General features: G+C 68.6%; 25 protein-coding genes. 11 read left to right on the top strand and 14 right to left on the bottom strand.

The annotated features are described in order from the left end of the window. Positions 1-239 precede the first annotated feature (239 nt). Genes LQF10_RS01135 through LQF10_RS01120 form a run of 3 tightly spaced genes read left to right on the top strand, consistent with a single transcriptional unit; the run spans position 240 to position 3700 of the window. Positions 240-1103: an ABC transporter permease gene (locus tag LQF10_RS01135; RefSeq protein WP_231065678.1), complete on the top strand. Its 864-nt coding sequence runs from the start codon at positions 240-242 to the stop codon at positions 1101-1103. Beyond that, complete coding sequence (locus LQF10_RS01130) at positions 1100-2011, top strand: carbohydrate ABC transporter permease (protein WP_231065677.1); 912 nt, start codon at positions 1100-1102, stop codon at positions 2009-2011. Before LQF10_RS01135 ends, LQF10_RS01130 begins: the two co-directional genes overlap by 4 nt. Positions 2012-2056: 45 nt before the next feature. Continuing rightward, positions 2057-3700, top strand: coding sequence for a type 2 periplasmic-binding domain-containing protein (locus LQF10_RS01120; protein WP_290371127.1), 1644 nt, complete (start codon positions 2057-2059; stop codon positions 3698-3700). 47 nt (positions 3701-3747) lie between these two features. Here the strand turns inward: LQF10_RS01120 and LQF10_RS01115 are convergent, their stop codons facing one another. Both LQF10_RS01115 and LQF10_RS01110 read right to left on the bottom strand, forming a co-directional pair. Next, complete coding sequence (locus LQF10_RS01115; protein ID WP_231065676.1) at positions 3748-4224, bottom strand: GNAT family N-acetyltransferase; 477 nt, start codon at positions 4222-4224, stop codon at positions 3748-3750. 20 nt (positions 4225-4244) lie between these two features. Continuing rightward, a complete protein-coding gene (locus LQF10_RS01110; protein WP_231065675.1) occupies positions 4245-4583 on the bottom strand; it encodes an ArsR/SmtB family transcription factor in 339 nt (112 codons plus the stop codon). Between the two features lie 87 nt (positions 4584-4670). Between LQF10_RS01110 and LQF10_RS01105 the strand changes: the two genes are divergently transcribed. From LQF10_RS01105 to LQF10_RS01095, 3 genes are all read left to right on the top strand, one after another. Beyond that, a complete protein-coding gene (locus tag LQF10_RS01105; protein WP_231065674.1) occupies positions 4671-5975 on the top strand; it encodes an NAD(P)-binding domain-containing protein in 1305 nt (434 codons plus the stop codon). 118 nt (positions 5976-6093) lie between these two features. Continuing rightward, positions 6094-6807 (top strand): YqjF family protein, encoded by a 714-nt coding sequence (locus LQF10_RS01100; protein WP_231065673.1) that lies wholly within the window; start codon positions 6094-6096, stop codon positions 6805-6807. 132 nt (positions 6808-6939) lie between these two features. Further along, positions 6940-8271, top strand: coding sequence for an ABC transporter substrate-binding protein (locus LQF10_RS01095; protein WP_231065672.1), 1332 nt, complete (start codon positions 6940-6942; stop codon positions 8269-8271). A gap of 86 nt (positions 8272-8357) precedes the next feature. On the opposite strand, the gene LQF10_RS01090 is transcribed toward LQF10_RS01095, so the two are convergent. Continuing rightward, entirely contained in the window at positions 8358-8813 is a 456-nt protein-coding gene (locus LQF10_RS01090; RefSeq protein ID WP_231065671.1) for a hypothetical protein, read from the bottom strand. Between the two features lie 106 nt (positions 8814-8919). Here LQF10_RS01090 and LQF10_RS01085 point away from each other — a divergent pair, with 106 nt between their 5' ends. From LQF10_RS01085 to LQF10_RS01075, 3 genes are all read left to right on the top strand, one after another. Beyond that, positions 8920-9849: a 2-dehydro-3-deoxygalactonokinase gene (locus tag LQF10_RS01085; protein ID WP_231065670.1), complete on the top strand. Its 930-nt coding sequence runs from the start codon at positions 8920-8922 to the stop codon at positions 9847-9849. Next, positions 9846-10469, top strand: coding sequence for a 2-dehydro-3-deoxy-6-phosphogalactonate aldolase (locus LQF10_RS01080; protein ID WP_231065669.1), 624 nt, complete (start codon positions 9846-9848; stop codon positions 10467-10469). The genes LQF10_RS01085 and LQF10_RS01080 overlap by 4 nt, the downstream gene beginning before the upstream one ends. A gap of 266 nt (positions 10470-10735) precedes the next feature. Then, the gene (locus LQF10_RS01075) at positions 10736-11740 is read left to right on the top strand and encodes a fatty acid desaturase family protein (RefSeq protein ID WP_231065668.1); all 1005 of its coding nucleotides are present in this window, start codon (positions 10736-10738) and stop codon (positions 11738-11740) included. 66 nt (positions 11741-11806) lie between these two features. Here LQF10_RS01075 and LQF10_RS01070 read toward each other — a convergent pair whose 3' ends face one another. Both LQF10_RS01070 and LQF10_RS01065 read right to left on the bottom strand, forming a co-directional pair. Beyond that, complete coding sequence (locus tag LQF10_RS01070; protein ID WP_231065667.1) at positions 11807-12601, bottom strand: deoxyribonuclease IV; 795 nt, start codon at positions 12599-12601, stop codon at positions 11807-11809. A gap of 189 nt (positions 12602-12790) precedes the next feature. Further along, a complete protein-coding gene (locus LQF10_RS01065) occupies positions 12791-13657 on the bottom strand; it encodes an Fpg/Nei family DNA glycosylase (protein ID WP_231065666.1) in 867 nt (288 codons plus the stop codon). Between the two features lie 46 nt (positions 13658-13703). Between LQF10_RS01065 and LQF10_RS01060 the strand changes: the two genes are divergently transcribed. Together LQF10_RS01060 and LQF10_RS01055 are read left to right on the top strand one after the other, a co-directional pair. Further along, on the top strand, positions 13704-14198 hold the full coding sequence (locus LQF10_RS01060) for a hypothetical protein (RefSeq protein ID WP_231065665.1): 495 nt from the start codon (positions 13704-13706) through the stop codon (positions 14196-14198). Positions 14199-14546: 348 nt separating this feature from the next. After that, the gene (locus LQF10_RS01055; RefSeq protein WP_231065664.1) at positions 14547-15464 is read left to right on the top strand and encodes an LLM class F420-dependent oxidoreductase; all 918 of its coding nucleotides are present in this window, start codon (positions 14547-14549) and stop codon (positions 15462-15464) included. Positions 15465-15532: 68 nt separating this feature from the next. Here the strand turns inward: LQF10_RS01055 and LQF10_RS01050 are convergent, their stop codons facing one another. The 9 genes from LQF10_RS01050 to LQF10_RS01010 are packed head-to-tail and all read right to left on the bottom strand — an operon-like array spanning position 15533 to position 24248. After that, complete coding sequence (locus LQF10_RS01050; protein WP_231065663.1) at positions 15533-15946, bottom strand: nuclear transport factor 2 family protein; 414 nt, start codon at positions 15944-15946, stop codon at positions 15533-15535. Then, positions 15943-17631, bottom strand: a complete 1689-nt coding sequence (locus LQF10_RS01045) for a DUF885 domain-containing protein (RefSeq protein WP_231065662.1) — start codon at positions 17629-17631, stop codon at positions 15943-15945. Before LQF10_RS01045 ends, LQF10_RS01050 begins: the two co-directional genes overlap by 4 nt. Further along, complete coding sequence (locus LQF10_RS01040) at positions 17628-18656, bottom strand: LLM class flavin-dependent oxidoreductase (protein WP_231065661.1); 1029 nt, start codon at positions 18654-18656, stop codon at positions 17628-17630. The genes LQF10_RS01045 and LQF10_RS01040 overlap by 4 nt, the downstream gene beginning before the upstream one ends. After that, positions 18653-18973, bottom strand: a complete 321-nt coding sequence (locus LQF10_RS01035; RefSeq protein ID WP_231065660.1) for a TIGR04076 family protein — start codon at positions 18971-18973, stop codon at positions 18653-18655. Before LQF10_RS01035 ends, LQF10_RS01040 begins: the two co-directional genes overlap by 4 nt. Continuing rightward, complete coding sequence (locus tag LQF10_RS01030) at positions 18973-20244, bottom strand: metal-dependent hydrolase family protein (RefSeq protein WP_231065659.1); 1272 nt, start codon at positions 20242-20244, stop codon at positions 18973-18975. Before LQF10_RS01030 ends, LQF10_RS01035 begins: the two co-directional genes overlap by 1 nt. Then, entirely contained in the window at positions 20241-21215 is a 975-nt protein-coding gene (locus LQF10_RS01025) for an ABC transporter ATP-binding protein (protein ID WP_231065658.1), read from the bottom strand. Before LQF10_RS01025 ends, LQF10_RS01030 begins: the two co-directional genes overlap by 4 nt. Continuing rightward, entirely contained in the window at positions 21212-22237 is a 1026-nt protein-coding gene (locus LQF10_RS01020; protein WP_231065657.1) for an ABC transporter ATP-binding protein, read from the bottom strand. The genes LQF10_RS01025 and LQF10_RS01020 overlap by 4 nt, the downstream gene beginning before the upstream one ends. Beyond that, complete coding sequence (locus LQF10_RS01015) at positions 22234-23160, bottom strand: ABC transporter permease (RefSeq protein WP_231065656.1); 927 nt, start codon at positions 23158-23160, stop codon at positions 22234-22236. The genes LQF10_RS01020 and LQF10_RS01015 overlap by 4 nt, the downstream gene beginning before the upstream one ends. Beyond that, positions 23157-24248, bottom strand: a complete 1092-nt coding sequence (locus tag LQF10_RS01010; RefSeq protein WP_231065655.1) for an ABC transporter permease — start codon at positions 24246-24248, stop codon at positions 23157-23159. The genes LQF10_RS01015 and LQF10_RS01010 overlap by 4 nt, the downstream gene beginning before the upstream one ends.

The raw sequence follows: 24248 nt of genomic DNA, 5'->3' as shown, positions 1-24248 counted from the left end.
CTCCTTGACACACTGTCGCCCGAACCGCAATACTCCTGATGTTACAGCGCGGTAATATAGATACGGAGCCGAATGTGAGCCACACTGACGTCGCTCGGAGCGACATGTCGTCGGCCGAGGAACCCTCGATTCGAACGAAGCGGCCCGCACCCCGGACTCTCAGATCACGCCCATCCGGTGGCGTGCGGCGCTCGATCCCCTGGCATGTCCGCCTGGCCCGCGACCGCACCCTGCTGCTCATGGCCATACCGGGCATGCTGTTGCTACTTCTCTTCCAGTACTTGCCCCTGCTTGGCAACGTGATCGCTTTCCAGGCCTACGTCCCATTCCTCCCGTTCGGGCAGAGCTCGTGGGTGGGCCTGGACAACTTCGCCGTCATCTTCAATGGCGATCCGGCGTTCCTGAACGCGCTGCGAAACACATTGGTGCTCACGCTCGTGCAGGTGGCCTTGGTGTTCCCGGCACCCATCGCAGTCGCGCTGCTACTCAACAGTCTGTTGTCCGAGCGAATCAAGCGCGTCGTGCAGTCGGTGCTCTATCTGCCGCACTTCCTCTCCTGGGTGATCATCGTCGCGATCTTCCAACAGGTACTCGGCGGCTCGGGGATGATCAACAACTTCCTGCGCTCCAACGGTCTGGACACGCTGTCGATCCTCGGCAACTCCGATCTGTTCGTCGGGCTCCTCACGAGCCAGGTGATGTGGAAGGACACCGGCTGGGCCACGATCCTGTTCCTCGCCGCGCTATCGCAGATCAGCCCCTCGCTCTACGAGGCCGCGACGATGGACGGCGCCTCCCGATGGCGGCAAATGTGGCACATCACCCTGCCAGGCATCCGCGGAATCATCGTGTTGCTGTTGATCCTGCGCCTCGGTGACTCACTCACCGTCGGATTCGAGCAGATCATCCTGCAGCAAGGCGGCGTCGGGCTCGCCGCCAGCGAAGTCCTCGACACCTACGTCTACAACAACGGAATCATCGGTGGCCAGTGGGGCGTCGCTGCCGCCGTCGGCCTGGTGAAAGGCGCCGTCGGCGTAGTCCTCGTACTCGGCGCCAACAAGATCGCCCACATCCTCGGCGAGAACGGAGTGTATAAGTCATGACCATCGCTCCCGTGCGATCGCGACAGCGGCGCCATCCGATCGACGCCCCGAGCATGCCGACGCGCACCCTCAAGGGTGTGGTGCTGGTCGTCATGTGTGCGGTTGTCATCCTGCCGTTCGTCGGCATCGTCTCCACGAGCCTCGCCGACCGTGCGCAGGTGAGTTCCTCGGGCGGGTTCGTGCTGCTCCCCACGACCGTCTCACTGGACTCGTACCGGACGATCTTTGCTGGCGGCGTCGTCAGCCGGGCCATGCTGGTGAGCCTGGGCGTGACCGTCATCGGCACGGCGCTCAGCCTCGCAGTCTCGACCCTGCTCGCCTACGCGCTGAGCCGGCAGGGATCGTTCGGGCAGAAGCTCATGCTCATGTTGGTGCTGTTCGCTCTGCTGTTCTCACCCGGTCTGATCCCCAATTATCTGGTGGTCAAGGAACTCGGGCTTCTCAACAGTTACTGGGCGCTGATCCTGCCGACGGCGCTCAGCGCCTTCAACGTGATCGTGCTCCGCGCATTCTTCATGGGCATCCCCGCCGAGCTCACCGACTCGGCACGAGTCGACGGCGCGGGCCATCTCACGATCTTCGCCCGGGTCATGCTGCCGCTGTCGAAGGCGGTGCTGGCGGTGATCGGGCTGTTCTACGCCGTCGGGTACTGGAACGCCTTCTTCAACGCCCTCATCTACCTCAACGACAGCGCCATGTGGCCGCTGCAGCTCGTCCTGCGGACCTATGTCATCAACAACACCGAAATGAGTGCCACGGACCTGGGCGCCGGAGCAGAGAACCTGCCGCCGCAACCATCGATCCAAATGGCGATCCTCGTCGTCACGATCGTGCCGATTCTCATCGTCTATCCGTTCCTCCAGCGTCATTTCGCCAAAGGCGTCCTCACCGGCGCAGTCAAAGGCTGATCTCACTGCCGGCATCGACGCCGGCCCACCTGAAAGGAAATCCGCATGACCTTCTCCCGCCGCACGTTCCTGACCGCTGGAATAGGCTCCGCTGCTCTGGCCACGGTCGGCGCCACCACCGCGTGTTCGAACTCGGGGGCCACTCAGTCTGGCGGCGGCACCGTCGCCACCGCTGGCGTCGAGCTGCCCACGTACATCCGCTTCGAGGGGGTCACCCCCGACCTTCCGGGAACTGAGGCCGGCATCCCGGACACCTTCTTCTCCTACCCCGCCGATCCGCAGCCCGCCACCAGCGGCATGCCCGCCGACGGGTCCGCCATCCACGGTTCCGTGCCCGTCAACCAGGCCGTGCCGCCGAGCATGGATCGCAACTCCTACTGGCAGGAGCTCAATACCCGGATCGGGTCCGACCTCAGCCTCACCATCACCCCTGGTGCCGACTACTCCCAGCGGTTCGCCACCGCCGTCGCCGGTGATGGGCTCGGCGACATCTTCACGGTCGACATGGGTTTCGCCCAGTTGCCCCAGTTCCTGGAGACGCAGTGCCAAGACCTCACCGAGTACCTGTCCGGCGATGCCATCTCCGATTATCCTTTCCTCGCAAACCTGCCCACCGAATCCTGGCGCGGCACCGTCTTCAACGGCGGCATCTTCGGTATTCCGATCAGCCGCGGTGTGCAATCGTCGGTCCTGCTGTACACACGCGATGACCTGTTCGCCGAACGTGGCGTCGACCCGCAGCCGGCCACCATCGACGAGTTCATCCAGACGTGCCGCGACATGACCGACACCCGGGCCAATTCCTGGGCGTTGACGAGTGTTCCGATGGCCATGCTGCAGCAGATGTACGGACTCCCCAACACCTGGGGCGTCGATGACACCGGAGCCTTCACTCATGCGATCGAGTCGGAAGGGTACAAAGAGGCCCTGGAGCTCGGGCGTCGGCTCATCTCCGACGAGCTGGTCCACCCCGATAGCGCCGATGCGTCCACCGCGGACCAGAAGGCGTGGTTCGGGGCCGGGTCGGCCGCGATCCACCAGGACACCTACTCGGGGATGGGCGGCATGTACAAGGTCGGGAGCGCCGAGGGGCCCGGCTACCTCGTCGGTCTGATGGTCACCCCCAGCCAGAGCGGTGACCCAGCGCCCTTCTGGCTCGGCAACCCCAACAACACGATCTCGGCGCTCAGGCAGGCGGATGAGGGCCGCATCCGCATGCTGCTGGAGGTTCTCAACTTCCTCGCCGCCCCTATCGGGACCGCAGAACACCTGTTCCGCAAGTACGGCATCGAGGGTGTCCACTACACCCTCGACGACAGCAACGACCCGGTACTCACCGAACTCGGCGAGACCGAGGCATCCGGTGGCACGTTCCCGATCGAGTACCTCGTCGACGGGCCACGGCCCAGTTACTACCCGGGCCGGCCACAGGTCGCGCAGGATATCTACGACCACATGGAGCAGGTGATCCCGACCGGCGTGCCGAACCCCACCAATGGGCTGTACTCGAACACACAGGGCACTCTGGGCGGCCAACTCGACACCACACTCAACGACGCCACGAACGCGATCCTGCTCGGTCGCGAACCGGTCTCATCCTGGGACGACGTGGTCGCTGACTGGCGCGCGGAGGGCGGCGACACGATCCGGGCTGAGTACGAAGAGGGCCACGCCGCGGCGAACGGGTGAGTGCCCGGCAGCCTTCGGGCACCAGCGGGCTTGCGGTCGTTGAGATCCTATCGACGGCGCTCGATGAGCACGGTGTCCCGCCACGTCCCGGCGAGCGGGCCATACGTCATCTGGGCGATCCGTTCCCGGCGACCCACCACCCGGAACCCGAGCTGTTCGTGCAGGCGCAGGCTGGCGGTGTTCTCCGGAAAGAGTGAGGCTTGCACGGTCCAGATGCCGTGTTCGTCGGCGAGGTCGAGGAACGCGCGGAGCAGGCCGTGACCGACACCTCGGCCACGGGCACCCGCGCCGACGTAGATGGAGTGCTCGACCACGCCGCGATATACCTCGCGTCCGGAGGTGGGACTGGCGCTCACCCAACCGAGGATGTCGCCATCGGAAGCCTCAGCGACGACGCGTAGGTCGCGGTGCCGTCCGGAGTCGAAGGCCGCCCAAGGAGGCGGCTCGGCCTCGAAAGTCGCGTGACCGGTGGCGATCCCCTCGCGGAAGATCGACTCGACCGCCGGCCAGTCCGATTCGGTCAAGCGCCGAAACTTCAGCGGCGTCACCGGGCAACCAGCGCGTCGGTTGCAGCGACCAGAGCGGAGGTGGAGGGCCGGTAGTAGGCCCATCTGCCCCGCTGTTCCCGGTCGACCAGCCCGGCCTCGACGAGCACCTTCATGTGATGGGAGACGGTGGGCTGCGCCAGGCCGACCGGCCCGGTGAGATCGCAGACGCACATCTCCCCCTGTGCACTGGCCGTGATCAGCGAGAGGAGCTTCACCCGGGTCGGGTCGCCGAGTGCCTTGAACACCGTGGCGATCTGTTCCGCCGCGCCCTCGGGTAGCGGCTCGCGGGCCTCGGTGCAGCACGACGAGGCGGCAACTGGAGCTTCGACGATCATCCACCCATTCTGCGCGTCACATTGACATTTGTCGATATGAGCGCCATCCTCGATCCATCGAAGAGCGTCGATGAACGGAGTCCTGTGATGCATCCCGTCGTGGTGATCGGTGCCGGTCCGCAAGGGCTTGCCGCTGCAGCGCATCTGCTCGAACGCGGCCTGCAGCCGTTGGTCCTCGAAGAGGGCAATCAGCCGGCTGCCGCGGTGCACGAGTGGGGCCATGTGCGGTTGTTCTCCCCGTGGCCGGAAGTGGTCGACGGCGCGAGCCGGCGCCTCCTGGAACGCACTGGATGGTCGGCGCCGGCGGCGGGATATCCCACCGGGGCACAATGGATCTCGGAGTACCTGCAGCCGCTCGCCGAAGCCCTGGGAGACCGGGTGCAGTATTCGGCACGAGTCGTTGGCGTGGGACGAAAGGGCCGGGACCGCTCGGTCGACTCCGGGCGAGCGGAACAGCCGTTCGTCGTGCACGTACGCACCGCGGGCGGAGGCGAGCAGCGGATCGAGGCACGCGCCGTGATCGACGCCTCCGGAACATGGCGGACTCCCAGCCCGGCCGGTGCGGAAGGCCTGCCAGCGATCGGCGAACACGCAGCACTGAGCGCTGGGGTGCTGAGCTACGGGATCCCCGACGTCGACTCCTCCTGGGCGGGACGACACACCGTGGTGATCGGCAATGGCCACTCCGCGGCAACGGCGATCGCCAACCTCGCCCGGCTCGCGAAGCGCGAGCCCGGCACCCGGATCACGTGGGTGCTGCGCCGCGGCCAGGTCGGCGCGACATTCGGCGGTGGCGCGGCGGATGAGCTCCCTGAACGCGGTGCGCTCGGGCAACGAGCCAAGCGCGCGGTGGAGGCCGGACTGGTCGATCTGGTGACAGGTTTTCGGACCGATCGGATCGATCTCGTCAACGGCGGCGCCGAGGTGCGCGCCGAGGACGGTCGTGCTCTCGACGCTGATCGTGTCGTGGTGCTGACGGGGTTCCGCCCCGATCACTCGTTCCTGTCCGAAGTGCGGCTCGAACTGGACACCCGCCTCCAAGCCCCGGTGCGACTAGCAAGCGAGGTGGACCCCAACATCCACTCCTGCGGGTCGGTGCGCGCCACCGGTGCTGCGGACCTCGCCCATCCGGAGCAGGAGTTCTTCATCGTGGGCGCGAAGTCCTACGGGCGGGCGCCCACCTTCCTCGCCATGACGGGCTTCGAGCAGGTGCGCAGCGTCGTCGCGAAGCTGGCCGGCGATGACGAGGCCGCCCACCGGGTGGAGCTGACGCTGCCCGATACGGGCGTGTGTGGTGGCTCCGGACTGTTTGACGAGCCCGAGCGGCCCGGCGGCTGCTGCACACCGGCACCCCAGCCGAGCAGCATCGGCCTGGCACCGGTAGGGCGCTGACCCGGTCAAGACGCCCGGTGGGCAACGGTCCCTTCTGGGCCGGGAACCGGCCACCACAGTGGTCGTGTCGTGGCTCGTCGGCGCCAGGGAGCTCGGGGCGGTCGCTACCGTGACAGGCATGAACGCGGCATCTCCCTATCGGGTGAGTCCACGCGCCGCGCTGCGGCAGAGTTGGCAGGATGTGGTGTTCCTGCACTGGCGAGTGCCCGAGGATGAGGTGGCGCCACTGTTTCCGGCCGGGACCTTGCCGGACGTGATCGACGGTTCGGCGTGGGTGGGCGTGATCGGGCTGCGGATGCGGAACATCTGGTTCGGCCCGGTGCCGTATCCCGCATTCTTCGAGCTGAACGTGCGCCTGTACAGCCGGGACTCCGACGGCCACGAAGGCGTGGTGTTCCGTGCGATGGAGGCCACCGACCCGCTCTTCGCCGCTGGCTCCCGAGCCGCCGTCCGGCTTCCCTACACGTGGGCTGGATTCCGATACGCACGCACCCGGACGCACGTGGCCTACGCGACCCGGCGGCTCGCCCCAGCGGCCGATGGGGCGGGAGTGCGGATGGCGGTGCGACCGGGCACGCCGCTGATCGAGCCCACCGAGAGCGAACAACGCCTCACCGCACGATGGTCCTTGCACGAGCACTGGTACGGCACCACGCTGCGAGTGCCGATCGACCACCCACCGTGGCCGTTGCATCGCGCCGAACTCGAGGCGTGGCATGACGACGGTCTACTTGCTGCCTGCGGGTTACCCCCGCTGCCCGAACCGCCCGAGAGCGTGCTCTACGCGAGCGGGACCACCGTGCGATTCGGGATTCCGGCGCCAGTGCGCTGACTGCGCGACGCGAGGTCACAATTCGGTCGCAGCCGCCCCAGGTCCACGCACGGGAATCGGCAGCGGGCTACCGTGCGTTGAGATCGTACGCACTCCCCGACCGGGCAGACGCGGCGCCGAGAAGGAGATCACATGTTCAGACGACGTACCTCGCTCGCCCTGGTGGCAGGGACCGCAGCGGCCGCATTTGCCCTCGCCGCCTGCTCGCCAGGGAACTCCGGGGGATCGGACGACGGCGAGGGTTCCGAAGGCACCGCGACCGTCACCTTCCGGCTGTGGGACGACGCTGCCGCCACCGCATATGAGGAGTCGTTTGACGCGTTCACCGCTGAGCACCCAGACATCGAGGTCGAGGTGGAGACCGTCCCGTGGGCGAACTATTGGGACCGTCTCCCACAGGACATTGGCTCAGGCACGATGGCCGACATCTTCTGGACGAACACATCGAACTTCGGCATCTACGCCGACAACGGGAATCTCATCGATATCGGCGCTGAGATCGGCACCGATCAGGACGAGCTGGTCCAGTCTGCCGTGGACCTCTACACCCGCAGTGGTGCCGTGTGGGGTGTGCCGCAGTTGACGGACTCGATCGCGCTCTACTACAACGCCGATCTGGTGGCCGAAGCGGGGATCGATCCGAGCAGCCTGCGCTGGGACCCCAGCGGATCCAACGACACCTTCCTGCCCGCGGCCCTGGACCTCACGGTCGATGCCAACGGTGTCACCGCGGCCGACGATGACTTCGATGCCGAGAACATCGAGCAGTACGCGTTCAACGCTCAGAACGATCTGCAGGCGATCTACATCGACTTCCTCGGATCCAACGGCGCTCGATACCAGGATGGTGACGAGTACGCGTTCAACTCTCCCGAGGGTGTGGAGTCGTTCCAGTATCTGGTGGATCTGATCAACACCCACCACGTCTCCCCCTCAGCGGCCGAGACGAACCAGAACGGCGATCTCGCCCGCGACCTCTTCGTCCAAGGCAACATGGCGCTGTTCCAGTCCGGGCAGTACTCGCTACCGCACATGGCCGATGCGGAGTTCGAATGGGGCATCGCGCCGATGCTCGAGGGACCGGAGGGGCGCGTCGGTGTGGTGCACAGCGTGGCCGCAGTGGGCAATGCGGACAGCGAGCATCCCGAGGCCACCCTCGAGGTGCTCCGCTGGCTCAGTAGCGCCGAAGGCCAGGAGCCGCTCGGTGCCAACGGTGCGGCCTTCCCGGCCGCCGTGGACGCGCAGAGCTCGTTCATCGACTACTGGGATGAGCAGGGAGTGGACACCTCGGAGTTCATTGCCGCCGCTGAGGGCCAGACCATCGCGGCCCCGCTCGGCCCGCGGGCCAACGCCGGCGCGAACGCCATCGCGCCGTACTTCGAGGAGATGTTCGCCGGCCGGCTGCCGGTCGAAGAGGCCCTCCAGCAGGCGCAGGACGCGGCCAACGAGGCCATCGCCGAGTAGTCAGCACCCGCACCGCACGTGCAGCACAACGCCCCCGCAGCATGCTGCGGGGGCGTTGCGTGTGTGTGCGGTCCGTCAGTACGTACTCATCCGATGAGCCCGAGCGCCCCGATCGCGCCGCCGATCACCGCCACCACCAGGCCGAAGTACTGCACCGGGATGAAGAACAGCGTGTGATGCCCGCGCAGCTTGCGCACAACCTGCGCGTGCTCCTTCTCGAGCATCTCGGCGCCGAGCTGCTCGGCCTCCTCACGGCTGGCCGGCTGGTACCCGGGCACCGGCTGGAACCGTCCGGCAGCGATCGTCTGCGCCACCTCCGGGCGCCGCGACTCGATGTACTTATCGGCACGGCGGCGGGCGTCCCAGCCTTGGAACCATCGTCCGGCGAAGAACAGCGCCACGCCGGCAACCGCGAGGCCGAGACCGATCGGCAGCGGCTCATACTGCTCGCCGATCACAAGTCGGAACAGGCCACCGAGGCCCACGCCAACAGCAAGAACAAAGAGAAGGCCGAGAATTCCCCAGCCGCGCCAGATCACCATGACCCGAGAGTATGGGCGGCGGCCACCGGTGACGATGGGCAGATCACCCCATCCCGGTCCCCGGACGGGGTCGACACGGCAGACCGGATCACGATTGGGTGGCAGCGTGGATCCAGCACTCATCACCGTCGATTGGGGCACCACCTCGGTCCGCCTGACCGCTGTGGCGGCCGACGGCACCGAGCTCGCGAGCACCGCCGCAGCGGAGGGCATCCTGACGGTCGGTACCGAGCCGGCGGCCTATGCCGAGACCCTCGCCCGCCTGGCCGGCTCCTGGGCCCAGGCGCGCCCTGCCGTCATCGCTTGCGGCATGGTGGGCAGTGCGAAGGGTTGGCAGGAGGTGCCCTATCTACCCGCACCGGTCCACCTCATGGCGGGAGCGCCGCTCACCGAGGTGGCCGGACCGTGGGGTCCGGTGCACCTGGTCCCGGGGGTGAGCACCGACGGCGGTGTGATGCGGGGGGAGGAGACGCAACTGCTGGGCCTGGCGCTGGCAGGCCACGCGAGCGGCCCGGCAATCCTGCCCGGAACCCACACGAAGTGGGCGCTGGTGGAGGATGGCACACTCAGGGACTTCCATACGGCGATGACCGGTGAACTGTTCGCGTTACTCACCACCCACGGCACGATCGCCCAGGTGGCCGGCCCCGCGCCCGAGGGTGACCTGGATGAGATCGGGTGGGCTCATTTCGAGGCCGGCGTCGCACGCGGACTGGCCGGGGCAGGTCTCGGAACAGCGGCCCTGGTGTTCGGGGTGCGAGCCCGGGCCCTGCTCGAATCGCTGCCACCGGCACAGGTGCGGGAGGAACTCTCCGGGATCCTGATCGGAGCCGAGATCGCGGGCGGGTGCCACTGGCTCGGCCATACCCCTGATCGATTGTCGATCGTGGCGTCCGCCTCGCTGGCACAGCGATATCGGCGCGCCCTGGCCACCGCGGGAATCGGGGCCAATCCGGGCGAGAACGACGTGACGACCCGCGGCCTCATCCATCTCGCCCGCAATGCCGGGCTCTTGACCTCGGGAGTGACACCATGACTGGATTAATCGCCATCTTGCGCGGGCTCACCCCCGCTGACGCCGCCGACGTCGGGGCCGTGCTATACGAATCGGGCTTCCGCACGCTCGAGGTGCCGCTGAACTCTCCCGATCCCCTGCGCAGTATCCAGGTCCTGCGGGAGAGCCTCCCGGCCGACGCCCAGGTGGGGGCCGGGACAGTGCTCACGACGGCGCAGGTCACCTCCGTGCTGGAGGCCGGCGGCCAACTGGTCGTCTCTCCCAACACTGACGTCGACGTCATTGAGGCGACCGTGGCGGCCGGGCTGGCCAGCTACCCGGGTGTGGCGACGGTCTCGGAGGCGTTCACCGCGATCCGAGCAGGAGCGCGGGCGTTGAAGCTGTTCCCGGCCCAGCAGGTCGGACTGAGCGGGATGCAGGCCTGGCTGGCGGTCCTGCCGCCGGTACACCTGATTCCCGTCGGCGGCGTGGGTGCGGACCAGATGGCCGGGTGGGTCGATGCCGGGGCCACCGGCTTCGGGATCGGATCGTCGCTGTACACCCCGGGTGTCGCCCTGGCAGAGCTCGGCGAACGCGCCCGGGGCCTCGTCGAGGCGTGGAGCAGTGCTCGACCGCGGCTCCGTACGGTGACGACAGTCTGACCGGGCAGGCACCGCGCGTCAGGCGTATCGTCGAATGATGGCTGACACTCTCGTCGGCTGATCAGTAGTTGTATGTACGAATACGCCGGTGCATCGGAATTCCTTGCCGTCGATGCAATCGGGACGTGCTCCCGGTGAGAAGACGACGGCGGACAGCTGTCCTGCTGAGATCGGCGGTTGATCATGAGCGGTACGAGCACATGACTGAGGTGGCAGCGGCTGTTCGACGCAAACCTCTGAACGCGACCAAGGACTACCAGGTCCTGATGAGACAGGTTCGCGCCAGCGGGCTGATGCGACGACGCTACGGGTACTACTGGACCCGCATCGTGATGACCGTGGCAGCCTTCGGTGGTGTCTGGGCCGGCGTAGCTCTGCTGGGCAATACCTGGTGGCAGCTTGCCCTCGCGGTGGCCATGGCCTTCGTCCTTGCTCAGCTGGCCTTTCTCGGCCACGACAGTGCCCACCGCCAGATCTTCCGTTCGTGGTCGTGGAACGAATGGACGTCCCGTGTGATCGCGAACGGTCTGGTCGGGTTGAGCAATGCGTGGTGGATGCTGAAGCACGATGCGCACCACAACGCACCGAACCAGGAAACGAAGGACCCGGACATCGAGTCCCGCGTCCTCGCGTTCACTCCCGCGGCGGCTGCTACCCGGCGTGGTTTTCGAGGCTGGTTCGCCCGCCGTCAGGGATGGTTCTTCTTCCCACTACTCACCCTGGAGGGTCTCCACCTGCACGTCGCGAGTGTGCGCGCGGTGCTCGGCCGGCGCCCGATGGCACGCCGCGCGGTGGAGGCACCGCTGCTGCTCGGCCGCCTCGTGATCTACCTCGCGGCGCTGTTCGTGCTGATGCCACCGGCGATCGCCGGGACGTTTCTCGCGGTTCAGCTCGCCGTGTTCGGCGTCCTGCTGGGCGGGGCGTTCGCACCCAACCACAAGGGCATGCCGATCGTGACAGCCGATAGCCGGATCGACTTCCTGCGCCGGCAGGTGCTGATGTCGCGCAATATTCGCGGCAATCCGTTCGTCGATCTCCTCATGGGCGGATTGAACCGCCAGATCGAGCACCACCTGTTCCCGAGCATGCCGCGACCAACCCTGCGTCAGGTCCAGCCACTCGTGCGCGAACACTGTGAGCGTCTCGACATCACCTACACCGAGGTCGGCTTCTTCTCCTCCTACCGCACGGTGATCCGGTACCTCAACGACGTCGAGGGGCAAGCCCGCGATCCTTTCACCTGCCCCGTGGCCGCGAGCATGGGTCGCTGACCGGCTGCTCCCACCGGTCCGGCCGGCCCGCGTGGGAAACGCGCTCCACCGAGCGCGCCGTGCAGGTCAGCCGAGTCGTTCGCGCAGCCACGCCAGGTCCGCCGCGTGCTCTGCCGCCTCTCCTGGCGTCTCCACGACGACGGGCGCCCCGGCCTGGCGGACGAGTTCAACCAGGTCATCACCGGGCAGCGAGCCCTGACCGAGGTTCGCGTGCCGGTCGGCTCCGGAATCGAACGCGTCCCGGCTGTCATTGGCGTGCACCAGGTCGATCCGGCCGGTGACTGCCCTGACCCGGTCGACGAGCCCGGCGAGTTCTTCCCCGCCTGCGTACGCATGGCAGGTGTCCAGGCAGAAGCCCACCTGGTCACCGCCGTCGGCCTCCATCACGGATGCCCAGAGGCGTTCCAGCTTCGCCACCCCGCGAGCCATCGCCTTGGTCCCACCGGCGGTGTTCTCGATGAAGATCGGCACCTCGGCGTCCAGTTGGTCGATGCACTTGCGCCAGTTGTCGAACCCGACGGCCTCGTCGTCAGAGGCAAGCACATGTCCGCCATGAACGACCACGCCGATCGCGCCGATCTCCGCGGCCAGGCTCACCTGCTTCTGCAGCATCTTCCGGCTCGGGATGCGGATCCGATTGTTTGAGGTGGCCACATTGATCACGTACGGGGCGTGCACCACGAGCGTGATCCCGGCATCCTCGGCAGCCTGTTTCAGCGCGGCGGGACCATCGGCATAGCCGACCTCATGTCCCTTCCACGCCTGGGGATCCCCGATGAAGATCTGCGCCAGCTGCGCACCGCGGTCGTGTGCCGCTGCGATCGGGTCGGCCTGGCCCACATGTGCTCCGAGTACCACCATGCCTCGAGAATAGTCGCCCTCACATCTGAACCCACTTCCCGCGTACGAACCCTTCGCGCATGGCGTTCACACACGAAAAGTGGATTCAGGAGGTGCGCGGGGTGGACTCAGGAGGTGCGCGGGGTGGACTCAGGAGGCGCGCGGCGTGGACTCAGGAGGTGCGCGGCGTGGACCCCAGTGCCCAAGCGATCAGCGCCGTCGCTGGCACCGCCCGCACCAGTAGAGAGTGCGTCCGGCCAGCGGGGCCGCGCGGACCCGGGAACCGCAGATCAGGCACGGCTCCCCCGTGCGCTTGTAGACGAAGAAGCGCCGCTCGAACCGCCTGCCCAGCCCTTCCCCGGTCAGGGTGGGCGTGTACTCGGCGGCCTCACCTGAGGCGACCTGCGCCGCGGCCAGCTCCACCTGATCGTCCACGGTGAGAATCTGGTTGAACGCCACACCGAGCGGCAACAGCACAACCAGGTCGTCCCAGATCGACCGCCACGTCGACGCGCGGATCTGGTTGCCTGGGCGCATCGGATCCACCCGACGGCGTAGCAGCACCTCACAGCGGTAGACGTTGCCGACGCCGGCGATCACCTTCTGATCCATCAGCAGTTCGGCGATCGGTCTGCCGCTGCGCTGCAGCCGTTGCCAGCCCACGGACGGGTCCGCATCCTCGCGGAGGGGGTCCGGCCCCAGTGCGGCGGTGATGCCCTCGACCTCCTCCGGAGTGCGCACGGCACACGTCATCGGTCCGCGCAGATCGGCGACGTGCCCCTCGGACAGCAACCGCAGGCGAACGGCACCTGTCACGGGGAGTTCACCTGCGCCGTCGGGAATCGGGAGCACCGGAAACTGCCCGATCAGGCCCAAGTGCACGTGCAGCCACGTATCCCCGGCGAACTCACACAGCAGATGTTTACCGTGGGCCTGGGAGGCGATCAGCTCGCGCCCGTCCAGGAGGGCCGCGCCACCGGCGAATCTCCCTTGTGGACTGGACGCCCGCACCGGGCGCCCGGCGAAAGCGCGGTCGAGCCGCTGGGCGAGCGCATGGATGGTGTGACCTTCGGGCATGAACGCACGCTAGCGTTTCCTCGTTCACCTAACTTCCGGAGGATCCATGTCGATGCCCGACCAGGCACGTGACGTCAGCCTGAACGTCTCTCGCAGCACCGGGCCCACGGTGTTCCAGGTTCAGCCAGCACGATTGGTGTGGACGGCGGATGATCGCATCCAGGTCATTGACACGTCCCCACTGGGTGACCTGCAGGTGGTGCTCGATGTACGGCCGCAGGAGATCACCAAGGCCACCTATATGCCCAACGTCGGCGGGGCGCAGTCCTACCTGACGCTGCAGACGGCCACCGGCAAGGTGAAGGTGGATCTCGGCGGCGCCCATCCCACACCGCACCAGTGGGAGTCCGTGGAGCAGTACAACCAGCGGGTGATGCAGGAGGGGATGCCGCCCGAGCGCTGGTGGACCGATCGCCTTGGGACCTACGGGGTACAGACCAAGAGATGGGGCTTCGGGAAGATCTTCGGCCTGACTCTCCTGATCCTGGTCGGTGTGATCGCGGTGATCACGGTGATCGCCGGCTTGGCAGGGGCGTTCTGACCGTCAGCGAGCATGGTGAAGCCCGCGGGTTCTCGGCTGGTGCCGAGTGCCACCTGGACGAATGGTGGCCCCCGCGGGCTTCCGGTGACTGCCGTGGTCTCGCCAGTGCGCGCACCTACGAGACGGCAAATCCGTCCGTGTCAGTAACGGGCGACTAGCGGACAGTCACCTCACGCGTCCGAAGAAAATTCACTTCTCGGATCACCTCCTTTCCCGTGTGCGCACCACGGTAGATGCCGACGGCGGAGCGCGCCAGAGTTTTTTCGACGCCAGTTTCGCCACTCACGGAGTCCGCCAACCATGCGACGCGCCGGGGCACGGCGTGCAGGCTCGTGGCAGGCTGGGGCCATGCACCTGCGAATCTTCACCGAACCCCAGCAAGGCGCCAGCTACGACGACCAGCTCGCCGTGGCGAAGGCCACCGAGGAACTGGGATTTGACGCCTTCTTCCGGTCCGACCACTACCTCGCCATGGGTGGCGACGGCCTGCCCGGGCCCACCGACTCCTGGGTGACCCTCGCCGGGCTGGCGCGGGAGACCTCCCGCATCCGGCTCGGCACGCTCGTCTCCTCAGCCACCTTCCGCATGCCCGGCGTGCTGGCCATCCAAGTGGCGCAGGTGGATGCGATGTCCGGCGGCCGCGTGGAACTCGGGCTGGGCACCGGCTGGTTCGCCGACGAGCATGCTGCCTATGGCATCCCCTTCCCGGAGAAGCGCTTCGGCATCCTCGAGGAGCAGCTCGCCGTCATCACCGGTCTGTGGGCCACGCCGGTGGGTGAGCGTTTCTCCTTCGCCGGTGAGCACTATCAGCTCACCGACTCCCCCGCGCTGCCCAAGCCGGTGCAGTCACCCGTGCCGATCGTGATCGGCGGTCAGGGGAAGAAGCGCACTCCCGCCCTCGCCGCCCGGTACGCGAGCGACTTCAACCTCGGTTTCGCACCACTGGACCAGATGGCGTCAGGGTTCGAACGGGTGCGAGAGGCCTGCCGGGCGATCGAGCGCGACCCCGACGAGATCACCTATTCGGCCGCACTGGTGGCCTGCGTTGGCGCCGACGAAGCAGAGTTCGCCAGGCGCGCCGCCGCGATCGGCCGGGAGCCGGCGGAGTTGCGTGAGCACGGGGTGGCCGGCACAGTCGCCGAGGTCTCTGACCGGCTGGCCTGGCTCGCCGAACAGGGTGTGCAGCGCACCTACCTGCAGATCTTGGATCTGGCCGACCTGGACCATCTGGACCTGATCGCCCGTGAGGTGGCGCCGCAGCTCTGAGCACCAGGCCAGCCGAGCACCGAAGGGCCGCACTCGCGGGGGTGGGGTGGTCAGGGGGGTGGGGTGGATCAGGGGTGCGGGTGCGGGTGTCGCTCGGCGTGGTGGTGCACGATCAGCCACCGGCCCCCCACCGCGGTGAGCACATCGGTCACCCGGAAGGTCTCGTCCTCGCGATCGGGGTAGTGCGCGCGCAGCACGAACCGGGCCACGGCCGCGTCGTCCCAGCGGTCCACCCGGATGTCCTCCGGGGCCACCCAGGCCGGCGCCGCACTATCGGCGGCGCGGGCCCGCCCAGCGCGTTCGTCGCGCAGCGCGTCCAGCCCGCTCACCCCGTCGATCAGGTCGGGGGCGTCGGACTCCCAGATGGTGATGTCCGAGGCGAGATGGGCGTCGAAGGCCGCCCGATCGCCCAGGGCCCGGTACAGCGACCGGATCGTCTCGGCGACTGCGCCGTCATGGTCGGCGCGCCCTCGTTCGCTCATGATCGCTCCTCGGTGAAGGTTCGGGTCAGTGCCGTGCGCAGCGGTGCCAACCCCATCGGGCCCAGGCGCAGCGCGGCGGTGTGGAACTCCCGCAGATCGAAGGTGCCCGCCGTGCGTGCCTGCACGCTCTGCCGGGTCTGCCGCCACAGACGCGCCCCCACGGCGAACGCGAGCGCCTGACCGGGCCAGCCGAGATAGCGGTCCACCTCGAACCCGGCCGTCACCGGATCCACCTGGGCCACCTCGTGCAACATCTGGGCACCGAGCTGCGGGGTCCACTCCCGTGCACCCGCCGGCAGACCGGGGGCGTCGCCCGGGATCGGCAGCTCCAGGTGCAGGCCGATGTCGATCACGATCCGGCAGGCGCGCCACAGCCGGGCGAACACCATGCCGAGTTCCTCCCCCGGGGTGCGCAGCAGTCCGAGCTCACCCGCGAGCTCCTCGGCGTAATGCGCCCACCCTTCGGCGTAGCCGTGCACGTGGCAGAGCAGCCGCTGCCACGGATGCAGATCGTCCATGGCGTAGGTGACGGCGTGCTGCAGGTGGTGGCCGGGCACACCCTCGTGGTGCACGGTGCTGACCTCGTGCCAGGTGGCGACGCTCTTGGTGCCCTCGGGCACGGTCCACCAGACGCGTCCGGGGCGCGTCAGCTGCGCGTCCGGCGGGGTGTAGTACATCACCCCCGACGCGGCCGTGGTGAGCATCGCCTCTACCGGGCGGGTGCGGGCGGGCACGTCCACGAGCACGCCGTCGATCGCCGACATGGTCTCGTCGATGCGGCCCTGCAGCCAACCCTGCAGCTCGTCCCCGACCGCGACGCGGCCATCCGGATCGGCATCGAGCGCCGCCACCGCTGCCGCCACGTCCGGCGAGCCGACGATCTCGGTGGCCAGGGCGCGGGCCCGCCCCTGCAACTCATCGATCAGGTCCCACCCGAAGTCGTACAGCTCATCGAGGTCCACACCGGCGCCGAGGAACGCCTGGCTGGTGCAGGTATACGTGTCCCGCCCGACGGCGTCCGTCACCGGGGCAGCCGGCGCCAGCTCGGTCTCGAGGTACTGGGCGAACGACGCCGTGGCTGCCACGGCCCGCTCAGCCCCGCCGGCAAGCCGGGCCGCCGTGGCGCCCCCGCCGTCGTAGCCGGCCACCACACCCGGGTAGTAGCCCTGGTCCACCCAGCGGCGGCACTGCTCGGCCACCGTGCGCACCTGCCGGACGGCCACGATGTTGCCCGAGGCGGCCTGGGCGGTGAGGGTCTCGCGGAACTGGGCGTACGCCGTCGGGACGTGCTCGAGGTTGAGCGCCACCCGCTGCCAGTCGTCTTCGCTGGAGCGTGGCAGGTCGTCAAAGGCTTGCCGCACCTGGTGCACCGGCGTGGCCAGCGGTGCGAGGAGCCGGCGGGTGAACCCGACCTCGTCGAGGGCGATGTCGCTGCGCAGGCGTTCGGTCAGCGCCGCGGCCAGCGGGTCGTCCACCGTCTCGGGTTCCTCGGTACCCAGCGCGGTGAGCCGGCGCAAGGCCTCAACGTCGGTGGCGTGCCGCCGCGCGAAGCCGTCCGGTGACAGGTCGCCGATCACCAGTTCCGGCCGCCGGCCGAGTGCGGCGGCGGCCTCGGGATCGTCGGCGGCGCGAGCGCGCACGTAGTCGTCGGCGATGGAGCGCACCGCGTTGTGGCGGGTGGTCATGGGAGAGCTCCCTCCGGTGCGCCCAGCGCGGCTCGTACGGCGGGCACCACCTGAGACCCCAGCAGGGCGATTCCGCCGGTGCCGGTGAGCCCGTGCGGGGTGCCGAACTCCACCCGGTCCGCACCGGCGTCGGCGAGCCGCAGTGTGTGCTCCACCAGCTGGGCCGGGGTGCCGGCGAAGGCGAACCGGTCCAGCAGGTCGTCACTGAGCAGAGCGCCCGCGTCGTCCGGGCGATCCTCTCCGAGCAGGTCACGCAGGCGGGTGAGCAGCTCGTCTTCCACCTCCACGGTGGGGTCGAGGGCGGCCACCACGTCCACGTACATGGCCACCTCGCGGCGGGCCAATCCGCGGGCCACGTCACCGTCGTCGTCCACCACGGTCACGGCACCGGCGCACACGTCCACCGCCCCGGCCCCGCGACCGGCGGCCACCGACGAAGCGTCCAGCCAGGTGCGCATCTGCGCGACCATGTCCGGGTTGGCGCAGCCGCCGATCTTCACCTCGTCAGCGAGCCGCCCGGCCAGTGCCGCACCGCGCGGACCCCAGACCCCGAGCAGCACGTCTACCTCCGGCCGCACCGGCGTGTAGTGCAAGCCGAAACCGGGCTCGATCGAGAAGGCGCGCCCGGTGTAACCGCCGGTGTCCCCGGCGAGCAGCCGCCGGACGATCTCGATGGTGTCCTCCAAGTGCGCGAGCGGGCGGTCCTGTGCCACGCACACCTGCTGCAGCCAGGACCCCCGGGCCAGGCCCAGGTACGCCCGTCCGCCGCAGGCCTCGTCGAGCGCGGCGATCTGCCCGGCGATCTCCACCGGGTGCAGCAGGTACGGGTTCAGGCAGGACGGGCCAAGCCGCAACCGCTCGGTCACATCGGCGGCCACCATGAGCGGCGCCATCGGCGGCTGGAAGCCCAGGTCGGAGTACACCGAGAGTCCGTCGAAACCGTGTGCTTCAACGGCACGTGCGAGCCGGGCGTAGTCGGTGGCGTGCTTGTCCGACTGCAGCGCGATCGTCAACGAGAGACTCATGTGAGCTCCTCCGTGGGGATGCTGGTGCGGCCGGTGCGCTCGATGCGCATGATCAGCCGTTCCTCCGGGTCCGGGCAGGCCACCTCGTTGTCGGTAGCGAGCCAGTCCCCGGGATCCACGGCACGTTGTGCGGCCGGTAGCAGCGGCAGCACCGCGGAGAGGGCGTAGAGGCAGAAGTGCTTCCCATCGGGGATGGACAGGCGGCTCGAGCAGGTCACATCCAGGTGATCCCCGGGCGCCATCCCGCAGACCGAACGTCCCTCGATCCGGTCCACCACCACACGCAGATCGTGCAGCTCCGTACGTCGCTCGCCCATCACACGCCCCCGGTCAGGGCGGGCACGATCCCTCGATCGTCGCGCACCGCACGCCCGGCCTGCACCACGGCGTGCATCGACCGCAGTGCGGAGATGTCAGCGAGCGGGTCGGCGTCGAGAACGAGCAGATCCGCCGCTGCCCCGGCCGCGAGCGTTCCGAACTCCCCGGCCCGGCCCAGCCAGTGGGCGCCGGCACTGGTGGCGGCCACCATCGCCGCGTGCGGGCTCATTCCGGCGTCGACCATGAACTCGATCTCCCGAACCGTGGCCGTGGTCCCGTCGAAGGGGGCCTGCGGGGGCATATCGGAGCCCATGATGATCTCCACGCCGGCGGCGATGGCGTGTTGCAGGCTTTCCCAGTGCCTCGGACCGGCCGCGAGCGCCCGGTTCATCATCCATTCGGGCACCTGGTTGGCGCGGAAGAACTCCTCGCACCGGCTCACCGTGATCGTCGGTACGTAGGCCACCCCGCGTGCGGCCATCAGATCGCACAACTCCCGGGTGAGCTCGTAGCCGTGCTCCACACAGTCCAGGCCGAGTTCGACGGCGCGGGTGATCACCGGTGCCGGTCCGGCGTGTGCGGTCACCTTCCGCCCCCAGTCGTGCGCGGTGCGCAGCACGGCCGCCATCTCCTCGTCGGTGAGCTGCGGGGTATCGATCGACTCGTGCTCACCGGCGATCCCGCCGGAGATGCACACTTTGATCAAGTCGGCACCTGCCCTCAGCTGGGCACGGGTGACGTGGGTGAACCCGTCGGCGCCGTCGGCCTCGAGTCCGTCCGAATCGTGCCCGTGTCCACCGGTGCAGCACAGGGCGTGACCGGCGGTGAAGATCCGCGGACCGTCCACCGCGCCGTGTGTGATCGCGGTGCGCAGCGCCATGTCGGTGTATCGGGTCTCCCCCACCAGGCGCACCGTGGTCACTCCGGCGTGCAGCACCTCCCGCGCGTTACCCGCCATCCGCAGCACCAGTTCGGCATCACTGGAACCGTGGAGCGCATCCTGCATCGGGCCGGGCAGCCCGAGGCCGAGGTGCACGTGCATGTTCACCAGGCCGGGGATCACGACGGCGCCCGCCAGGTCGATCACGACCGGCGCGGGGGTACCGTGCTCGCCCAGGCCGGCGAGCACCTCAGAGCTCGCCCCGATGGCCTCGATCGTGCCGTCGGTGCCGATCACGATCGCCTGATCGGGCCGGGTCGTCGTGGACGTCCCGTCCCAGGTCACGCAGTGGTTCAGGACGACCGGTGGCCGGGCCTTGCTGGTGCTCATACGTTCGCTCTCTCCTTGGTCTCGCCGGTCTCGACGGGCAACCAGCACGCAGTGCGGCGCTCACCGAGCTGCACCACGGGCGGTTCGTCGGTGCAGATGTCCATGGCAGCCGCACAGCGGGGGCGGAACCGGCACCCGGTGGGCACGTGCGCGGCGTCGGGAACCTCCCCGGCGAGAGCCTGGGGGAGGTCGGCATGGGTACTGATCCGAGGGATGGCCTCGATCAGGGCGTGGGTGTAGGGGTGCACCGGGTCTCCCCAGACGGTATCGGTGGCCCCGTCCTCGACGATCCTGCCCAGGTACATGACGGCGGTGCGGTCAGCGATCTGGCGCACGAGTGCGAGGTCATGGGAGATGAACAGCATGCCCACGTTCAGATCGCGGACCAGGGAGGTCAGCAACGTGACGATCTGTGCCTGCGCGGAGGCGTCCAGGGCGGTCACTGGCTCGTCGGCGATCAAGATCTCTGGCCGAGGTGCCAGGGCGCGGGCGATGGCCACGCGCTGGCGCTGGCCGCCGGAGAACTGGTGCGGGTAGCGGGAGGCCGCCTGCGCACCCAGGCCGACCCGTTCCAGCAGGTCGGCCACATCCGCCTCAGGATCGGCCACATCGGCCGGGACGCCGTCGCGGATCTGCGAACCGATCGTGCGCCGCGGATTCAACGAGGAGTAGGGGTTCTGGAACACCATCTGCACTCGCACGTCGGAACGCACCCGCCAGCCCACCGGTTGCACGTCGCGGCCGTCCAGGCGCACCGAACCGGCCGACACCCGCTCCAGCCCGACGACGGCGCGTGCGAAGGAGGATTTCCCGCACCCGGATTCCCCGACCAGTCCGACCACCTCGCCGCGGGCCACGTTCAGGCTCACCCCATCCACGGCGCGAACTGTGCCGCGGCCACGGCTGCGGAAGGTGACCTCGAGGTCGGTCACCTCCAGTGCAGCCTGCACCTGCTTCTCCTGCATGCTCATAGCCGGGTTCCCGTCAGGTCGGGGCGGACCACACAGGCGAGCTCATGGCCTGCTGGGCCGGCGGCGCTCAACGGGGGGACCGCCGTCGTGCATTCCTCGACCGCGTACGTGCAGCGGGGCGCGAACGGGCACCCGGCCGGGGCCGTGGCCGGGGTGACCGGACTGCCCGGGATCGATTGCAACGGCTCGCGAGCGCCAGGTTGGTCCCACGTCTCGTCGGCGTGCGGGCGCGCACCCAGCAGGGCGGCGGTGTAGGGGTGCCGGGGCCGGGTCACCAGTTCCGGCGTGGGAGCGGTCTCCATCACCCGGCCGGCGTAGAAGACGTACGAGCGAGCAGTGAGAGCGGCGAGCACACCCAGATCGTGGGTGACGAAAAGCACGGAGAGCCCGGTCTCGGTGCGCAGTTCGTCGAGCAGGCGCAGGATCCCAGCCTGCACCGTCACGTCCAGGGCGGTGGTGGGTTCGTCGGCGATGAGCAGGCGAGGGTGGCAGGCCAGGGCGCTTGCGATCGCGACGCGCTGACGCATCCCACCGGAGAACTGGTGCGGGTAGGCGCGCAGGGCCCGCTCCGGGTCGGGGATCCGCACGCGGTCGAGCAGTTCGACCGCCCGGCGCCGGGCAGCGGGGCGGTCCATCCCCAGGTGCACGCGCATATGCTCGGTGAGCTGCCGGCCCACGCTGAGCATCGGGTGCAGCGATGCGGTCGCGTCCTGGAAGATCATGGCGATCTCGGTGCCCCGCACCCGGTTCCACTCCGCACCCCGCAGGGCGAGCAGATCGACCGTGGAGGTGGCGCTGCCACCCAGCTCAGGCACCCCGTGCAACCGTGCCGAACCGCTGGTGCGCGCCCCCGGCGGCAGCAGACCGAGGAGCGCGGACGCCGTCATCGACTTCCCCGACCCGCTCTCGCCCGCAACTCCGACGACCTCGCCCTCATCCACCCGCAACGTCGCATCGTGGATGACGGGTACGTCGCCGGGCAGGTGGACGCCGAGGCCCTCGACCTCGAGCAGCGCGCTCATGACAGTCCCTTCGCGTAGCGGGGGTCCAGGCGGTCGCGCAGCGCATCGCCGATCACGTTGAAGGCGAGCACCACCGTCAGGATCGCCAGACCAGGGAACACGCTGACCCACCAGATCGACAGGTCCTTGGACCCGGCCGCGATCATCGCTCCCCACTCGGGGGCGGGAGGGCGAGGGCCGAGGCCGAGGAAGGAGAGGGCGGCGAGCATCAGCACGGCGTTACCGAGCTCCAGGGTGGCCAGTACGACGGCGGGGCCCACGCTGTTCGGGAGGACGTCCTTGCGTAGGGCCTTCCATGGCCCCACGCCGAGCAACCGAGAGGCGGCGAGGAAGTCTGAGGAGCGAATGCTCAACACGGCCGATCGGATCACCCGGGCGTAGACCGGCCAGGAGACGATCACCAGCGCGATCACCGCGTTCTGGGTGCTCGGGCCGAAGGCGGCCGCCACCGCCATCGCCAGGATGATCTGCGGGAACGCGAACACGAGGTCGGTGATCCGCATGATGGCCTCGTCGAAGCCGCGGCCGAGATACCCGGCGAGCAGACCGAGCAGGCCACCGATCGCGAGCGCGCAGGTCACGATGATCACCGCAAGCGGTAAGGAGAGCCGGGCCCCGTGCACCACCCGGGCGAAGACGTCTCGGCCCAGCTCGTCGGTGCCGAACCAGTGCGCACCCGAGGGTGGCGTGTAGAGGTCCCCGGACTGCGCGATCGGGTCCTGCCCGGCGATCAGCGGTGCGAGGAGGGCGGCGAGCACCCAGGCGGCGAGGAGCACGATCGCCAGCACCACGGACGGCTGGCGCCAGGTGGAGTGAATCTGGGAGAGGCGGAGCCGGCCCGCCCAGCGGCGTCGTCCGAGGGCGCGGTTGACCCGGTCGTCGGTGTGGGCCACGACATCGTCGATACGCGGTTCGAGACTCATGACAGGCGGATCCTCGGATCGATCAGGCCGTAGAGCAGGTCGACGATCAGGTTCACCACGGTGTACACGACGGCCACGAAGAGGCTGACGCCGAGGATGGCTGGCATGTCGAGAGCGGCGGCTGCGCGGTAGGCGTATTGGCCGACCCCGGGCCAGGAGAAGATCTGCTCCACCAGCACCGTGCCGGAGAGCAGGGCCGCGAAGGCAAGACCGCTCACCGTGATCACCGGCACCAGCCCGGCGCGCAGCACATGCGAGAGCAGCACCGTGCGGCCCGGGAGACCCTTGGCTCGGGCGGCGCGGATGTAGTCCTGATCGAGTACTTCGAGCATCGCCGAGCGGACGAACCGCACCAGCGTGGCCACGGTCAACACGGTCAACACGAGCACCGGCAGCACCGCGTGCTGAACGGCGTCCCAGGCCATGGCCGGTTCGCCGGCCAGCAGGGCGTCCAGGCTCATCACGCCGGTGACCTGCTCCGGTGGCACCCAGTAGGTGCTCAAGCGCCCACCCGAGGGCGAGACGCCGAGCACGAAGAAGAACACGTACAGCACCACCAGGGAGAGCCAGAACGGCGGGGTGGAGAGCCCGAGCAGGGTGCCCGCGCGTACTACCTGGTCACCGGCGCGGCCGTGCCGGACTGCCGCGTACAGGCCCACTGCCACCCCGATGAGCAGGGAGAGCAGCATCGCCGGGAGGGCGATCTCCAGGGTGGCCGGCACGTAGGTCATCAGATCGCCGAGCACGGAACGACCGGTCTGCTGGGAGACGCCGAGATCACCGGTGAGCACGTTCTGCAGGTACACCAAGTACTGCACGTGCAAGGGCTCGTCCAGCCCCCACCGCTCCCGGTACGCCGCCACGATCTCGGGGTCCTGCAGGGCCGCCTCGGAGAGGGTGGCGGTCATCGAGTCGCCCGGCACCAGCTGCACCAGCAGGAAGGTCACGGCGGTCACCCCGAGCAGCAGCACGGCGGTGATCACGAGGCGGCGGAGCAGGTACGCCCCGAGGGCGTACCCGCCGACTCGAAGACGCTGCGTCGCCGAACGGGTGCCGTTGCCCCTGGTCGGGGGAGCAGTCGTACTCAT

The sequence above is a fragment of the Ruania halotolerans genome, assembly GCF_021049285.1.
GTDB lineage: Bacteria > Actinomycetota > Actinomycetes > Actinomycetales > Beutenbergiaceae > Ruania > Ruania halotolerans.
Note: the sequence above shows the minus strand (reverse complement) of the source record. Positions and strands in the feature narration are given on the sequence as shown.

Bases quoted from the DNA above. Each gene is read 5' to 3' on its own strand.
- LQF10_RS01135 (WP_231065678.1), top strand. From the start codon at position 240: ATGGCCATACCGGGCATGCTGTTGCTACTTCTCTTCCAGTACTTGCCC.
- LQF10_RS01130 (WP_231065677.1), top strand. From the start codon at position 1,100: ATGACCATCGCTCCCGTGCGATCGCGACAGCGGCGCCATCCGATCGAC.
- LQF10_RS01120 (WP_290371127.1), top strand. From the start codon at position 2,057: ATGACCTTCTCCCGCCGCACGTTCCTGACCGCTGGAATAGGCTCCGCT.
- LQF10_RS01110 (WP_231065675.1), bottom strand. From the start codon at position 4,583: ATGATCGTCGAAGCTCCAGTTGCCGCCTCGTCGTGCTGCACCGAGGCC.
- LQF10_RS01105 (WP_231065674.1), top strand. From the start codon at position 4,671: ATGCATCCCGTCGTGGTGATCGGTGCCGGTCCGCAAGGGCTTGCCGCT.
- LQF10_RS01100 (WP_231065673.1), top strand. From the start codon at position 6,094: ATGAACGCGGCATCTCCCTATCGGGTGAGTCCACGCGCCGCGCTGCGG.
- LQF10_RS01095 (WP_231065672.1), top strand. From the start codon at position 6,940: ATGTTCAGACGACGTACCTCGCTCGCCCTGGTGGCAGGGACCGCAGCG.
- LQF10_RS01090 (WP_231065671.1), bottom strand. From the start codon at position 8,813: ATGGTGATCTGGCGCGGCTGGGGAATTCTCGGCCTTCTCTTTGTTCTT.
- LQF10_RS01080 (WP_231065669.1), top strand. From the start codon at position 9,846: ATGACTGGATTAATCGCCATCTTGCGCGGGCTCACCCCCGCTGACGCC.
- LQF10_RS01075 (WP_231065668.1), top strand. From the start codon at position 10,736: ATGAGACAGGTTCGCGCCAGCGGGCTGATGCGACGACGCTACGGGTAC.
- LQF10_RS01070 (WP_231065667.1), bottom strand. From the start codon at position 12,601: ATGGTGGTACTCGGAGCACATGTGGGCCAGGCCGACCCGATCGCAGCG.
- LQF10_RS01065 (WP_231065666.1), bottom strand. From the start codon at position 13,657: ATGCCCGAAGGTCACACCATCCATGCGCTCGCCCAGCGGCTCGACCGC.
- LQF10_RS01060 (WP_231065665.1), top strand. From the start codon at position 13,704: ATGTCGATGCCCGACCAGGCACGTGACGTCAGCCTGAACGTCTCTCGC.
- LQF10_RS01055 (WP_231065664.1), top strand. From the start codon at position 14,547: ATGCACCTGCGAATCTTCACCGAACCCCAGCAAGGCGCCAGCTACGAC.
- LQF10_RS01050 (WP_231065663.1), bottom strand. From the start codon at position 15,946: ATGAGCGAACGAGGGCGCGCCGACCATGACGGCGCAGTCGCCGAGACG.
- LQF10_RS01045 (WP_231065662.1), bottom strand. From the start codon at position 17,631: ATGACCACCCGCCACAACGCGGTGCGCTCCATCGCCGACGACTACGTG.
- LQF10_RS01040 (WP_231065661.1), bottom strand. From the start codon at position 18,656: ATGAGTCTCTCGTTGACGATCGCGCTGCAGTCGGACAAGCACGCCACC.
- LQF10_RS01035 (WP_231065660.1), bottom strand. From the start codon at position 18,973: ATGGGCGAGCGACGTACGGAGCTGCACGATCTGCGTGTGGTGGTGGAC.
- LQF10_RS01030 (WP_231065659.1), bottom strand. From the start codon at position 20,244: ATGAGCACCAGCAAGGCCCGGCCACCGGTCGTCCTGAACCACTGCGTG.
- LQF10_RS01025 (WP_231065658.1), bottom strand. From the start codon at position 21,215: ATGAGCATGCAGGAGAAGCAGGTGCAGGCTGCACTGGAGGTGACCGAC.
- LQF10_RS01020 (WP_231065657.1), bottom strand. From the start codon at position 22,237: ATGAGCGCGCTGCTCGAGGTCGAGGGCCTCGGCGTCCACCTGCCCGGC.
- LQF10_RS01015 (WP_231065656.1), bottom strand. From the start codon at position 23,160: ATGAGTCTCGAACCGCGTATCGACGATGTCGTGGCCCACACCGACGAC.
- LQF10_RS01010 (WP_231065655.1), bottom strand. From the start codon at position 24,248: ATGAGTACGACTGCTCCCCCGACCAGGGGCAACGGCACCCGTTCGGCG.